A 14,367-nucleotide genomic window follows, 5' to 3' on the forward strand; every position below is an offset into this window, starting at 1 on the left:
CCTACGCTTTGCCGTCGGTGGCCGGAACAGCGGCTTCACGGCCGAATTCCTTGCCCAGGGTTTTCAACTTCTCGGTGTTCTGCAACACGTCCATCAGCAGCTCTTCGAGCTTGTCGTTGCCGCCCATCTTGTTGCGCAGGTCCGCCAGCTTGTTGCGCACTTCCAGCAGCTTGCGCAGCGGTTCGACCTGCTTGACCACGTTCTGCGGTTCGAAGTCTTCGAGGGCGTTGAAGTTGAGCTCGACGCCCAGCTGCGTGCCGTTTTTCGCCAGGGTGTTGTCGACGCGGTAGGTCAGGCGCGGCTTGATGCCCTTGAGCACGCCGTTGAAGTTGTCGCGGTCGATGAAAATGAACTTGCGGTCCTTGAGTTTCGGCAGCGGCTCCAGCGGGTTGCCGGAGAAATCGCCCAGCACACCGACGACAAAGGGCAGCTCTTTCTTTTCCTGAGCGTCACCGATATCCACGTCGTAGGTGATATGGACCCGAGGCGCGCGGACGCGGTCGAGTTTGTGCTGGGTACTTTCCTTCTTCGCCATCGTGATCTCCTGTGCGAACAATTCGCTGCAAGTCGTTTGCGTGTCGGTTCAATGGGTGGCCGAGCGCGTTACATTCCTTCGATCGTCAGCAGCAGGCGCTGACGGATTTCATCGTTCATTTCCATGATGTTGGCGTGCCCCACCAGCTCTTCGAAGCTGGTGTTGCCGGCGATCTGGGTGCTGCTGCGGATCACGGCCTCGTCGGGCAACTGCGAGCGAACCGGCGAGCTGATGACGCAGAAGGGCAGGTCGCCGAACTCCTTCAAGCGTTCGAAACTGACGGGGAAACGCAGGCCTTCGAGCAGGCGGCTGATGCCGGGCGACTTGCTCAGGCAGTAGAACAGCACCAGGTAATGCACCACGAAGCGGTACAGCTCGGCGCTGCTGCGATTGGGGTCTTTGATGACGGTGCGAAAACGGGCCAGGTCGAACGAACTGAAGCCCACCACCCAGCGCACGGGGCTGGTGATGCGAATGGATTGGCCGCTTTGGGACAGCACCTTGTCGTACTCCAGCGCAAACAATTGCGGGGTCGTACTGAGCAGGTTGAGGGGCACTTCGAGTTCATTGACCAGCTGGAACGGAGCGGCCGAGCCGATGCGGTCGAAGAGCTCCTTGAGTTCCTTGAAATGGTGCTGGGTCTCGCGCCCGCTGCTGCGTTGCGCGCCCTGCAGGTATTCACCGAAAAACGCTTGCGGACGAATCAGCAAAGCCAGGGTCGCCAGATAATCCGAAGCCTGCGCCTTGAGCGCATCGGAAATGGCCCGGGTCTGGCTTCGCAGCTGGATCAATGCTTCAACATCAAAAAACGTCTGAGTCATCGGTACATCGTCCTTGAACACTTCGCGACCACTACCCGGATATAACGGGAGTGCGTGCGCAGCGACTAATTTCTCGAGTGAACACCTGTTCACGAGTTGTGATTGCTGATGTTTGACATCAAAAAATCACACTGCCAGGAATCATTGGGAGTGCGATGCTGGCATATGGATGTCGAGTTGCCAGTAACGCCGTGTATGGCAACAGGATCTGTAGGAAAGTTCCTACGAGGCGCGGATTTTTTCTTTTTTTTGATACAGGTCGCAATGATGTCTTGTTGCCATCACTTGCTGGGTCTGAATGGAGAAAGTGTCTGAAACCCAATTAATTCAATGGTTTCAGGCAGGTAATGGATCCAATTTTTAATTGAAAATAATTTGAAAAAGGTGAACCGGTTCACCCAATACCCGCTTGAGGGTCCGTTGTAGAAAAGATTGCAGGATGAGTGTCATATAGCCGCCAAGGAAGTGATGGCATCTCAGGATGTCCGGGATATACAAGGCGTTCTTTCCATTGCTGAACAAGTGTTCGGGCAATATGGCGTTACATATCGTCGATATTTCTGTATAACGCGCCAGGTACGACTGCACCCCGTAACTTTCATGTCGGGCCGTGCAATAGCGTGAGGCCTTTCGGGCCTTTGTTAAATGGAATTTATGCTCGCCACGGATATCTGGCGACGCGACTATTGAGGCCCTGTCTCATGAGAACGTTGAAACTCATTGCCGTACTTATTCTCCTGCCGCTTTGCCTTGGTTTGTTTGGCGTTTGGGAGTTGCAACGCAGTACCGAGAGTATTCGGGACTTCGCCGAAGCCAAAGCCGAGTTGGGCGTGATGCGTCCCGAAATCGAAGCGATGGTCGCCAAGCCGTTCTCACGCTCGGCCAAGGTCGATATCAACGGTGAGAGCATGGGCGTTCACCAGGCATTGTCGCTCGTTACCCAAGTCGAGCATGAACTGACCATCCTGCAACCGGTGGCAGCCGTGATGAACAACCTGGCCAAGGGCGTCATCGCCCTCGGCCTGCTGGCCTCGCTGGTCGGTGTGCTGGGACTGCTGGGTTTGCGTTGGGCCGGTGCCCGCGCCAGTCATTCCCGTGAACGATTGCTGCACACCTTCAGCCTAGTGAGCCGCCTGTTGCCGTACCTGCTGGTGGGGCACATCGTCGCCATGGGCGCGGCGGTGGCGGCTATCCTCGGTTTCGAAGGCCTGGGGCTGTGGCACATGGGGAAAATGGCCACTGGTGAATTCAAGCTGATGCTCATCGTGCTGATGCTGATGCTCGGTTTCCTGTATTCGATCTGGCAGATGGGCAAGCAGCTGCCGGTCATGCTGCACATGTTCCAGTCCACGCCGATGAGCGTGCTGGGCCAGGTGGTCACAGCGGAACAGGCGCCCGCGCTGTGGGCCTTTGTTCGCGAACTGGCGGATCAACTCGGCGCGCTGGCACCCGAGCACATCGTGCTGGGCATGACCGAAGGCTTTTACGTCACCTCCAGCGACGTCAACCTGCTCCCGTCAGGCACCGCGCTCAAGGGGCGCACCCTGCACGTGCCGATGATGTACCTGGGCTTGCTCGATTCGGCAGAAACCGGCGCGGTCATCGGTCACGAACTGGCGCACTTCGCCGGTGCCGATACCGAGTACAGCCTGCGCTTCGTACCGATCTACGAGGGTATCGGCCGCAGTCTCGGGGTGATTGCCGAAACCATGCTGCAAAGCGATGTGCTGCAACGCACGACGCTGTGGCCGGCCTTCATGCTCGGTGAGTATTTCATGGAGCGTTTCGATCATGCAGTGAACCACTGGAGCCGCGTGCGGGAGCTGGCGGCGGACGCGGCGGGTGCGCAGTTGACGGGAAACATCGCCATCGCTTCGGCGCTGGTGCGCATCTCTGCCATCGACCCCTTGTTGCACCAGGGTGTCTCGACCCATGTGGTCCACGCGACCAACCCCGGCGCCGAACACGTCCTGACCCGCGACTTGCCAGGCAGCGTGCTGCAGGAACTGGCCGCGCAGCCGCTGACCCTGCCCGAGGAAGAAATGGCAGCCAGCCTGCCTCATCCGTCGGACACTCACCCCTCCAACCGCGAGCGGCTGGCGTCCCTGCAAGTCACGGTCGAAGAGGCCGTCAGCCGTGGCACCCGACCGATCATCGCGGCACAGGCCAGCGCCGCGATGGATCACTATTTCGCCGATCCCCAGGCATTGCGTGCGCGCATTACCGAGGACTTTCTCGGCCACTACGTGGAGCAGGATGCGGCGGTTGTGCAGGAGTTGCGCAGCCACGCCGGTAATGCCATGGAGGAAGTCCGACTGCATGAGGGCGCACGATTGCGCGGGTGGATTACCCTGGGTTGCCTCTCGCTCTTCATGGTGTTGGGTTTGGGCCTGCTGATCCTGCCGTACCTGTTACCGCAGGTTTTCGTGGACGCGGATTCCACAATGAAGTTGGTTGGCATTCTGCTCTTGATCAGCATGGCGTTCCTGCTGCCGCTCTCCTTGCGTATGCTCACGCGGGCGAACAAGACTGCGTTGCTACTGACGCCCGAGCACTTCGTGTTCGCCAACTTCAAGGCGCCATTGCCAATACAGCACGTTGCCGATTTTGGTCTGCAAGTGGGGCACGGGGTGCACTTGAATTTGCTGCTGGAAGACGACGCCCCCATGCCTGAGTTGGCCTCGCGTTCGTTCTTTTCACCGGATGCGAAACTTAACAGGAAAAAACGCTGGGTCCAGTTGCAGCTGCTTCAAATCTGCCGTGACGACAAAAAACTCAAGGACCAGGAGTTGGCAGACCTGATTGGCACCTATCTGAATGCAGGCACTGCGCGGCACTTGCTGCAGCAGCGATTCGAGCAGGCTTGAAGGCTTTCAGCATTGGCAAGCGTGGGGTTCCGGGTTCAATGGCTCAACAGGCTTGGAGGACGGTCCGCAGTGGCAAGCGTTCTTCAATGTCCTGGATAAGGATCATGGGCCTACCGCCTACCTGTTCAAATGTCGCCACTGCGCCACGCTGGGCGCTTACCAAGACAGCCATTGATACCCAAAGTGCTCGATCCGTGGCGACCCACAAGGAAGAATCTCTGATGAGCGACTATCACACCCCCGACTTCACCAAAGTCCCCACTGGCATACTGCCGTTCCCGCCTGTTGAAGACGTGTTTGTCGCCGATCAACTGGAGCTGGCCAACCATCTGCACCCTTTGTTCAGCTTGGATATCAGCACCGTAAACCCGGCCGGCGCGGACATGATCGTCATGTTCTACGAGCCGATTGAAGGCTTGGTGCTATTCACCTTCGATTACAGTTGAATCCCATGAATAAGGCCGAACTGCAAACGCTTGTAGTCAGAGTTAAAAAGTATCTCGCGATTATCTTTATGCTCTGCCTTGTAGGCGTTGTCATCTATGCGTACCTGCACAAACCGGAGTTTCCTTCTGAGATAGTCCTGAAGCAAGACTTCATTCCGGGGCAGTCGATCTACATCGTTCAAGATGCCAGGGATGCAGATGAGCCCAAAAGCCTGAGGTTCTACGTCAACAATGGCGACGGCAGGAATAATGAGACGATGAAGGTGCTCCTCGCAAAGACCCCGCCCTTCCTGGTCTCGGACACTGACTTGAAAGACGTGGTAATCCAGCGTGTCTCCAACGGCCTGTACATCAAACTCAAAGGCGCAGTCTCGAATTACCAGAGCAACCTTTACCTTGAAGACGGCGACACTTACACCACCTACCGTGTAAGCCTTGAACAAGTCGAAACGCGACCACCCTTGGCGAGCGGTCGGTAAGTTTGCTTCAGCAAGGCAATCACCGCGCAGACAACCGCAATCGCCAGCGCCGGCCACTGCATCGGCAAATCGATGATAGTGGTTGCTGGCGGGGGGCTGGTCGTATTGATGGCGTGCCTGCTGCCATTCTCGTTGCGCATGCTCAAGCGGGCGAGCAAGACGGCGTTGTTGCGGACGCCCGAGCACTTGAATCTGCTGCTGGAAGACGACGCCCCCATGCCTGAGGTGGCTTCGCGCTCCTTCTTTTCACCCGATGCGACGCTCGACAAGAAAAAGCGCTGAGTCCAGTTACAGTTGATTCGGTTCCGCCGGGGCGATAAAAAACTCAATACCCAGTATTTAATGCTATGTACGAGGAAGACTTTCCGCCGGCAATCCGTTAGGCAGCTGAATCTTCAGGCCGCGTGCGATCTGAATGCCTATGTAGAAGGCATCCCCCAGTACACCAGCAAGTTCAGGATCGTCGGCTTCAAACTCTTTGCCGGCCCAAACGCCGATGGTCAAATCGTGCAGCCGGGCTTTATCTTTTTCAACGCCCAGCAACACGTTCTTGATGAATTGCAACTGGATTAACGAGCTTGAATAAATCTGGAATTCTGGACAGCCGTTGTATCTCAGGGCGGTGATGGCTAGCGCATTGTCGATGTAGTCGAGGGCGGTTATCGGCGTTTTCAAGAGGTGGTCCCTCTCGGTACCAGCGCTTTGATTGCTGCGCGACGCCACGTATTGATCAAACATTCGAACCTGCTCTCCGATCCGGGCAGAGTCTCGATTTGAATCAACATGTTTTCTATAGGTCAGGAATTGTTCCGATTGTGGTCCATGGGCCAGCAGCGAAACAATGGCCGCACATTGTATGAGCCAATAAATTTCGAACGAGGATTCGGTGCCTCGACAATAGCCAAGATCTGTCGCTTTGCCGTACAGGTCCCGCGCCAGTTGGCTGGCGTAATCGCGGTTTATCGTGGTCTCTGATGTCCATCCGGCCCGGTCATTTGCGATGACGAATACCCGATAACGCTGCAACAGGAGGGCATCCACTAGCGTCAGGTCCGGGCAGGCGGGGGGCATCAACGGTACAAACACTTCTGGCTCACAATTGATCGGCAGCCAGGACAGGTTCCTTTCCATTCGGGAAGGTGGCTTGTCCACTTCGGTCAAGGTGGCTGTATCGACAACCTGCTCGGTGGGGGCGGGTGGAGGAGCGGTCTTTTGCACGAAAAAGGTTTTCAAGCGCTGCAGTAGTTTTGACATGAGGGTAGCCGTTCAAGTGTTTTGATTTTGAGTAAAACTATCCGCTGACAAGAATTTCCAGGGAGTACTTGCCGCTTCAGTGATTCCCATAAATCACTTCGTCCATCTCGTCATGGAGTGGGGCGCTTTCGAATAATTTTTGCGCCAGGTCCTGAATGTGTTCTGACCAGGCGACCGTTTTGACCCATTCCTCAGGCATGCCCGTCACCCCGTACAGCGCCCCGGCTATCTGGCCGGCGGTCGCTGCCACGCTGTCGGCGTCGTCCGCCAGATTGGCCGCCAACAGGATTGCATCCTTGAAGTTGTCGGTGTTCCAGACCGCCCACAGAGCTGCCTCCAGCGTATCGATGACGTAGCCGGAGGAGCGGATCTGATCGCGGGTTTTTTGTTTGTATTCGCCAGCGTTGATGATCAAGGGGCGGGGATACAAGGCGCGAACCATTGAAGACAAGGTTTCTTCCTTGTCCGCGCCATTGAGGGCCAGGTGCAGTAGAGCGCCGAGCAGTTCGCAGCAATTTACGGCTTCTGCAGCCTTGTGAGTGCAGCGGCTTTGTGCCGCGCTTTCTCGCCAGGTACCGGACAAGGAGTGGCGACGGAAGATGGCGGTCGGTGCCAGCCTGATGATCGATCCGTTGCCGGCTGTGGATGGATGATCGTTGCCGTACCAGTCGACGCCCTGCGCCAATCGACCTTCAAGCGCAGCGCGAGTGGCGTTGCCAATATCAAAGCATTTTCCGTTATGGCTATTTTCGCCATTTGTATACCAGCGACAAAGCCTCTGCGTGTAGTCGCGGAAATCGAATTTATTGTTTGCCACGTAAGTGTCTGCGAGAGCCAGTGCCATGCTCGTATCGTCAGTCCACTCACCCGGTTTCAGCTTGAAGGGGCCACCGCCAACCATGTCACTGACATGTTCACGATCACGGGGCAGAAACTCGAGCGTTGTACCCACGGCGTCGCCAATCGAGAGCCCCAGCAGGCAACCCTTTGCGCGGTCCAGCGCCTGCTCTTCAGTGAGGGTGCAAGGCCTGGAAGTCAGCCACTCAGGCTTCCTGTTCGGATATCTGGGTGCGTCCGGCTGCAACATGTAATCCATGCGCTGGCGCAGTTGAGGAGAGGGCGGTGGGAGCAGGTGGTCGTATCGCTCAGTGTATTGGGTCAGCGCTTCGTTTGAGCTTCTGAGATCAATTAGGTTTTTAAACATCTCGGCACCAGGCAATGATCTGTCACGACGAATCGTATGAGTTCAGGCTCGTTCAAATGCGTCCCATAACATCTGTCGAATAGCATCCAGTCTGGCGTTGGCTGCGGTTCGCTGCTCCGCAGTACCTTGATCAATGTAGACGTCTGAGAAACCTGATTTACTGCCTGCCATTGTTCTATACATCGAGGTCGCTTGCGCCCACTCATTACTATTCGGTAAGGGGTTGCTGGAAAGTAGGCGGATTATCGAGTTTATGCCTGCATCAAAATGTCGGCAGTTCTCAGTATGAAATATATCTTTAAGCGAAATAAGCAGTTCGATCAGATGTGAATTTGTCATGTGCTGCATTCGTCACGCCTATCAATTGTGCCAACGTCAAGGGACGTTGTTAGCCCCCTGCTGTATCTGTGCTGACTCATGTTTTGCTCCACCATCATCGGCGGAGGCGACCTCTATTGTAGTCCTGGCGGGTGATCTCCTCACCGCAGCACAGCGCCTCATTGAATAAACGGTTGTCATGAGGGATTGGTTGACTGTTCTCTTCGTTGCCGTAGAAACGTACGAATACCTGCTTCGAATGATGATCCCATCGATAGGTGACTTCTTCGTATGGGTAGTCAATAAAAATGTCTTCGTTGGCGAAGCGTTCGCCTTTCTGAATAGCCATTCAATCCTCACCGCGTTGTATTATGCCTTGTTCTTCACTGTTATCGATTATGTGCTCCTGCTTGCAGGTACTGAAACACACGGGGTGTGTTAGCTTTTGCAGTCGCCCGGTTTTAGTGTGATTTCAGTAATCGGATGTGCGTTCGAACTGGCGTACTGATAGGTGATTTTGTTGCCAAGTGCCAAAACCAATAGATAAGCAGTTTGGCTGCACAAGCTGTTGTTGATTTGCTGTGTCAGGTAGTTCTGATAATAAATCTGCTCGCCCGGGCGACCTTCGTACCCGGCAAGCGTCATTTTATAAAGGATCGTACGGTCCGCAAAGGTTATGTCGTCAATGCGTGTTGCCGTGTCCAGCATGATGGGCAGGCTTTTCTGCTGTTGCTGGACGACTTCTGCGAGGACGGTGTCGGCATCTTGGGCATGGAGAGGGGGTGTAACAAGAAGTGCAGTTGCAAGGGCTATAGGACGGAAATTTAAATAGTAGGGCTTCAACTGCATTCTCCTTGAATGATATTGAATTTCGAGTAGCCGCGGCTTTGGCAATCCATTCGAGAGCGCCGTGGGTTTCATTGCTTGTAGCGGCCTTTTTCAAAGTCTATGACTTTGAAAAGCTATGGCATTTTTGTGCTTATGTAGGTTTCGGATTACTGTTCTTTTTTTCTTCCATCTGGGCTTTTAGTCGACGTAGCGTAGGGGATTCTCCTCCGATCAGTTCGATTTTAAACTCCGCAAAAGCATGCTCAAGCTCTGCATATTGCTGCAACCCCTCTTCAGTGAACAGATAGCGTCCAGGGATATCCCGCCATTCCATAGGTGTGCGGATTTGACCACGCTCGGCCAACTCCATCAGAGAGGCCAGTTCTAGATCCAATTTAGCTGCAGCAGGGTCTTTTGCCTTTAATGCATCGATGGCAGCCCGTAGCTTCAGGGTCTTTTCTTTCAGTTTTTCGATATCCATAGGAGGCTCTAGTTAGCTGTGGTTCCGATCAACTTTGGTGTTCCCCACTCGCCACGGTTAGGTGTCAGATATTGGAATGATTCACCGGTTCTCTGGATTGCACCGCTCAATTCTGATGTAGGTGCGACTTTACTGACAAAAACCTCGGTTGGCTTCAATGGTGCCATCTCGTAGATCGAATAGGTGGTTGATTCGCTGCTCAACGGCAATCCGAACGAATCAGCCAATGTCCTCCCGGAGTTTGCGGCAGCCTGTAGCTCCTCATGAGTGGTAAAGAACGGCGAGTAAGGTGAAACGCCTTGACCTTCGGGAACGATTTTCACAAGGGGCGAATCCATTAATCTTACTTCGGGGATGGTAGAGCCGGAAGCTACCTGGTCGAACGCCCGTGAGTAGATGGTTGTTGCGTCAGCATCAGGGGCAGCCGCTTGCAGTTTGCCCAGCAGTTTTTCTCCGTCGGGTGTATTCAGGAAGCTTTCGATTTGCTCGTTCGACAGGCCCTTGGTCTGGAAGGTTTTGACCTTCTTGATCTGATCCTCCACCGAAACGAAGTCAGGGTCCTGCTTGGCGTAATATTCACGCATTGTCTCTGGCTCGGCCTTCTGAAGGGGCGCCGGCTCCTTCACCCGCAACTCATCCCGAGCCAGCAACTTCTGCTCATTCCTTGCCAGCCAACCCGCCAACTGCTTGTTCGATATCTCCGCCTGAAGCTTCGCGCTGCGGGTCGCGATGTTTTCCATGCTGTTCATCACACCGGCTTTCATCTGGCCCCGGGTCAGGTAGGTGACGATGGCGGTGAGCAACAGGAGTACAAGCTGCTCCTGCCCGCGAGCCAGTTGTCGTGCCGCGCGTTCGACGCGTTCCTGGACCAGTGCGGCGGAGCCGCCGCTGGGGTCGAGGCCGGACGGCTTGACGCCTTCTTCGGCGTGCCAGGCCGTGGCGATGCCTTCCTGCAAGGTCGAGAGGCAGGCGGGCAGGCCCTGGTAAAAATATTCGGCGATGGCGGACAGGCCCAGGCCCATCAGGATCAGGTTGCCGACCTGCAGGCCGATACCGGCCCCGGCAGCGGCTCCCGGGGCGGCGCCGATTCCAAATGCGAAGGCCCCCGCTGCGCCGCCGGCCACGGTGCCGATCGCCACGCTGCCGCCGAGAATCATCGAGACTTCTTTGACCAGTTGCAGCAGCACCGGCAGGATCTGCTCGATTTCAATCGAGGCCCACTTGCGCTTGAGGTCCATCTGGATGATCGGGTAGGAGAGGGTCATCGCCTGATGCACCGCATCGATGCGACGACCGCCCATGTAGCCGTAGGCCTGGCTCGCGCCATTGCTGACACGCCGGGTGAAGCCGTTCCAGTTGTCGTGCACGCTCTGCAAGCCGTCGTTGACGCCCTGGTTCAGCTCGTTGAATTTCTGGTCGAGGTTGCGTTCGACATCGGCCCAGCTGGGCACGTTGGCTAAAAGATCCATTTACTCGTCACTGTCCTTGGGGGTAAGGCGCTTCCTTGTTGCTGCGGTCGAGCTGTCGAATATCCGACTTCACATCATTGCCAAAATGATGGCAATTAGCCGCACTTCAGACTGCGGGGCGGGTAGAAGATTTCAACATGGATCCCATTTTTGTTATTCGCGTTACATTCGGCAATGATGGCAATAAGGCATTAGTCGCCAACACGTGGCCGCTAACTTCCCGTTCATCCTTGATATATCAGCGTTTCTGGCTGGCCAGTGTGGCGATAATTATTTTTCAGGGATTATCCTGAACCGGGTTCCAGGTGCGTGGAAGTGCGCGCATATACGGTGTGCGGGTTGACACAGTGCATGACATGGGTGTCTCCTTCCCGCGTTCGAACATCTGTGATGCCTGCAAAAGTGTGACAAATTTCTCAAGTATTTTAATGAGTGATGGCACTTTCATACTGTCGTGCGGTCGCAGTTTCTGATGTTTGTTTTGTGTGAGGAATTTCACTCGGCGTTTAAACAAACCCGATGAAAATGAAGAGCTTTTGCCGGCAGTCGCTTACAAGACTTGCAAATTGCCACAGTCCGAAAACATGGGGCGGCGAGGTGTTCGCCCTGATCGATGATGTGGCAGACAGGGTTTTGACCCTCTTATCTGATTCGTTATGCGCAGTGGTTGAGAGAGGGCGGTAGCTTTCCACTGTTTTCAAGGAGATACACATGTTGATGGACCTTGCCGCAATGCTTTCCCCGCAGAATCGGCGCCTGTTCAAGTTCAAGAACCTCGCCAACCCCGAACAGCAATTGTTGCTTGAGTCCTTCAAGGGGACTGAAGGTCTGTCGCGTGCGTACAACTTCGAGTTGCTGCTGGTGTGCCAGGACTCCGGCGTCGAGCTGAAGTCGATGATGGGTCAGCACGTGGTTCTGGAAATCGAGCTGGCAGACACCACGCCTCGTTACCTGGCAGGCTACCTCACGCGTTTTGCCAGTATCGGCAGCGACGGTGGCATGGCCCGCTATACGGCGACGCTGAACCCCTGGTTTTCCATGCTGAAGAACCGTTTCGACACGCGCATTTTCCAGGGTTGCACGGTGGAAGATGTCGTCACCCAGGTGTTTGCCTTGTGCACCGCGTTTTCCCGGCACGAGTTCCGCCTGAGCAAGCCACTCAAGCATTACACCTACATCACCCAGTACCGCGAATCCGACTTCAATTTTGTCCAGCGCCTGCTGGAAGAAGAGGGGATGTTTTACTACTTCGAGCACACCGCCGAAGGCCACACCATGATCATCTGCGACGACTCCACCACGTTGGTGCCGTTGCCTGAGCAGCCGCAGATCCGTTTCCACACGGCATCGGTCACCGAGACCGCCGACTCCATCACCCAATGGAGCGGCAACCGCCAGTTGCAGTCGGGGAAAATCGCGGTCCAGACCTTCGATTATCGTCAGCCGTCCAACCGCTTGCCGGTCGCCATGAAGAGCCTGAACAAGCAGGGCGATGTCGACGAATTCGAAATCTATGACTTCCCCGGCCAATACACCCACGGCACCTACGACGAAGGCGAAGCGCTGCTGCGGTTGCGGGTCGAAGCGCTTGAACTCAAGGGCAAGAGCTTTCATGGCGCCAGTAACTGCCGCGCGATGAAGCCCGGTTATACCTTTGAGCTGTTGCAGCATTACGATCACGATCAAGGCCCTGCCGATGAGCGTCAGTTCCTGCTGATGAGCGTCGAAAGCGAAGGCCACAACAACTACCTCAACGGGCATCAGGCCAGCTACTACAACACCTTCTCCTGCGTGCGCAAAAAGATCGTCTTCCGCCCTCAACTCACCACCCCGCGCCCGACCATCTCGGGTCCGCAAACCGCGATCATCGTCGGCCCGCCGGGGGAGGAAATCTTCACCGACGAACTCGGCCGCGTGAAGGTGCAGTTTCACTGGGACCGCAAGGGCGAGCACAACGACAAGAGCTCCTGCTGGGTCCGCGTCGCGCAGTCCGGTGCCAGCGGCGGCTTCGGCAGCATCCAGATTCCCCGGGTAGGCGATGAAGTCGTGGTGGTGTTCCTCGACGGCAACCCCGACCGCCCGCTGGTCATGGGCAGCCTCTACAACAGCCAGAACACCCCGCCGTGGTCGTTGCCGGCGAACAAGACCCAGAGTGGTTTTTTGACCCGGTCGATGAAGGGTGACGGCGGCACGGCGAACTTCTTCCGCTTCGAAGACAAAGCAGGTGCCGAGCAAATCATCATGCATGCCGAGCGCAACATGGACACCGAGATCGAGGTCGACGAGACCCACAGTGTCGGCAGTAACCGCACGATCACGGTCGGTGGCACGCACACCGAAACGATCAAGAAAGACACGGTGATGAATGTCCAGGAAGGCTCGCTGACGATTCAGGTCGACAACCAGTTCATTCAGGTCAGTGCCAATCAGCACATCATTCTTCAGGTGGGCGGCAGCAGTATCAAGCTGACCCCCCAAGGCATCGAAATAAAAGGCGACGCCATCGATATTCTTGGCAAGAACACCTATGTCCACGGCGACCGAGTCGATATCAACAAGTGAGAAATCAGACCATGGTCAGGACCAGTATCTACGACCGTATTTCCGAGAAACGGATCGCGGCCGAGACACTTGCGCGGCAACAGTTGCAGGAGGCTGCCGAGGCTTCGCCCGCTGTCATCGAGCCTGAGCCGGTAGCGGTGGTACCGCTTCAATTGGCGCGCAATGAATTGAAAGTCGCGGGGCTGAATCTGGTAATGCCGCAAGGCTTCAACTTCCGCGACATCGATACAACGCTCGAAAAGCAAGGTCATCCCGTCACGTTCAGTGTCAAGCGTCGTCCTGCACCTGAAGGGCTGACACTGCAACGTTCGGTGCAGTTGTATGTGGAGAACCTGCGCAAAAACCACCCCGACGTCACCATCGTGCGGCAGAGCGATTGCCTGTTGGCGGGCAGTCCGGCGATTACCCTGGATTATATCTTCACGGCGGGACAGGAGCGTCGCCACGGCAGAACGACCAGCGCAGTCATCCATCCCGACAATGGTAACGAGCGCCAATGGTTGAGCATGTCGACAATGATCAATCCCGCTCATGCAGAGCTTGCCGATTGGCTGATCGAGTTCGAGACGATGCTCGAAAACATCAGCGCTGACTAAGCCTTTTCCTCTTTCACCTATTCACGGAACGCACGCCCAATGGACTATCAGCTTCAGGAAGGATCCATCACTTTGCCGGAAGGTTTTCAGGACCGCACGGTGAACATGTTTGTGCTCGGCAACAGCATTCCTGCGCCGCTGAACATCACACTGTCGCGCGACAACATGCTGCCGGCAGAGGATCTGAAGGCTTATATCGAGCGCCAGGTAAAACTCATTGCCGCCAAACTGCGCGGCTATACCTTGCTCAGCAAGAAGCCGGCAGCGCTGTCCGGAGAGCAACCGTTCTCCGGCATCCAGGTGGATGCTTACTACATGAACGATGGTCGACCGGTTTACCAACGGCAGGCAGCGTTCGAAATCGAACCCGGTCGCATCCTTGTGTTTTCCACGACCAGCCAGGCTGATTTCAGCGTTACACAAAACCAGAATTGGCTGCAGCTGCTGGAAAGTTTCAAACCGCGCCAGGCCGAAACGGTGTCCACCGACAGCGCCGAACAGGAGTAA

General features: G+C 55.8%; 15 protein-coding genes. 7 read left to right on the top strand and 8 right to left on the bottom strand.

The annotated features are described in order from the left end of the window. Position 1: 1 nt before the first annotated feature. Both tssB and C9422_RS18220 read right to left on the bottom strand, forming a co-directional pair. Positions 2-535 carry a type VI secretion system contractile sheath small subunit gene (gene tssB / locus C9422_RS18215; RefSeq protein ID WP_007978739.1) on the bottom strand — a complete coding sequence of 178 codons (534 nt, stop codon included), beginning with the start codon at positions 533-535 and terminating at the stop codon, positions 2-4. A 68-nt stretch (positions 536-603) separates the two neighbouring features. After that, the gene (locus C9422_RS18220; protein ID WP_007978741.1) at positions 604-1,356 is read right to left on the bottom strand and encodes a hypothetical protein; all 753 of its coding nucleotides are present in this window, start codon (positions 1,354-1,356) and stop codon (positions 604-606) included. A 701-nt stretch (positions 1,357-2,057) separates the two neighbouring features. On the opposite strand from C9422_RS18220, the gene C9422_RS18230 reads away from it, so the two are divergent. The 4 genes from C9422_RS18230 (at position 2,058) to C9422_RS18245 (ending at position 5,430) form a co-directional block, all read left to right on the top strand. After that, the gene (locus C9422_RS18230) at positions 2,058-4,223 is read left to right on the top strand and encodes a M48 family metallopeptidase (protein WP_116581631.1); all 2,166 of its coding nucleotides are present in this window, start codon (positions 2,058-2,060) and stop codon (positions 4,221-4,223) included. Between the two features lie 221 nt (positions 4,224-4,444). Next, positions 4,445-4,669, top strand: coding sequence for a hypothetical protein (locus C9422_RS18235; protein WP_116581632.1), 225 nt, complete (start codon positions 4,445-4,447; stop codon positions 4,667-4,669). Positions 4,670-4,674: 5 nt separating this feature from the next. Next, a complete protein-coding gene (locus tag C9422_RS18240; protein WP_116581633.1) occupies positions 4,675-5,148 on the top strand; it encodes a hypothetical protein in 474 nt (157 codons plus the stop codon). Positions 5,149-5,220: 72 nt separating this feature from the next. Then, a complete protein-coding gene (locus tag C9422_RS18245) occupies positions 5,221-5,430 on the top strand; it encodes a hypothetical protein (protein WP_256589979.1) in 210 nt (69 codons plus the stop codon). A 63-nt stretch (positions 5,431-5,493) separates the two neighbouring features. On the opposite strand, the gene C9422_RS32570 is transcribed toward C9422_RS18245, so the two are convergent. The 6 genes from C9422_RS32570 to C9422_RS18280 all read right to left on the bottom strand — a co-directional run bounded on the left by C9422_RS32570 (position 5,494) and on the right by C9422_RS18280 (position 10,702). After that, entirely contained in the window at positions 5,494-6,402 is a 909-nt protein-coding gene (locus C9422_RS32570; protein WP_256589980.1) for an immunity protein Tsi6 family protein, read from the bottom strand. 76 nt (positions 6,403-6,478) lie between these two features. Next, positions 6,479-7,606: an ADP-ribosylarginine hydrolase Tri1 gene (tri1, locus tag C9422_RS18255; protein ID WP_165824789.1), complete on the bottom strand. Its 1,128-nt coding sequence runs from the start codon at positions 7,604-7,606 to the stop codon at positions 6,479-6,481. A 433-nt stretch (positions 7,607-8,039) separates the two neighbouring features. Next, positions 8,040-8,273 carry a hypothetical protein gene (locus tag C9422_RS18265; protein ID WP_116581634.1) on the bottom strand — a complete coding sequence of 78 codons (234 nt, stop codon included), beginning with the start codon at positions 8,271-8,273 and terminating at the stop codon, positions 8,040-8,042. A gap of 89 nt (positions 8,274-8,362) precedes the next feature. Next, positions 8,363-8,767, bottom strand: a complete 405-nt coding sequence (locus C9422_RS18270; protein WP_256589981.1) for a hypothetical protein — start codon at positions 8,765-8,767, stop codon at positions 8,363-8,365. A gap of 136 nt (positions 8,768-8,903) precedes the next feature. Next, positions 8,904-9,233, bottom strand: coding sequence for a hypothetical protein (locus C9422_RS18275; protein ID WP_116581635.1), 330 nt, complete (start codon positions 9,231-9,233; stop codon positions 8,904-8,906). A gap of 8 nt (positions 9,234-9,241) precedes the next feature. Continuing rightward, the gene (locus C9422_RS18280) at positions 9,242-10,702 is read right to left on the bottom strand and encodes a DUF6861 domain-containing protein (protein WP_116581636.1); all 1,461 of its coding nucleotides are present in this window, start codon (positions 10,700-10,702) and stop codon (positions 9,242-9,244) included. Between the two features lie 711 nt (positions 10,703-11,413). Here C9422_RS18280 and tssI point away from each other — a divergent pair. The 3 genes from tssI to C9422_RS18295 are packed head-to-tail and all read left to right on the top strand — an operon-like array spanning position 11,414 to position 14,367. Next, complete coding sequence (tssI, locus tag C9422_RS18285) at positions 11,414-13,264, top strand: type VI secretion system tip protein TssI/VgrG (protein WP_116581637.1); 1,851 nt, start codon at positions 11,414-11,416, stop codon at positions 13,262-13,264. A gap of 11 nt (positions 13,265-13,275) precedes the next feature. Beyond that, a complete protein-coding gene (locus C9422_RS18290; protein WP_116581638.1) occupies positions 13,276-13,860 on the top strand; it encodes a hypothetical protein in 585 nt (194 codons plus the stop codon). A gap of 39 nt (positions 13,861-13,899) precedes the next feature. Then, a complete protein-coding gene (locus tag C9422_RS18295) occupies positions 13,900-14,367 on the top strand; it encodes a DcrB-related protein (RefSeq protein ID WP_116581639.1) in 468 nt (155 codons plus the stop codon).

It is taken from the genome of Pseudomonas sp. B1(2018) (genome assembly GCF_003097365.1).
Taxonomy (GTDB): Bacteria; Pseudomonadota; Gammaproteobacteria; order Pseudomonadales; family Pseudomonadaceae; genus Aquipseudomonas; species Aquipseudomonas laurylsulfatiphila.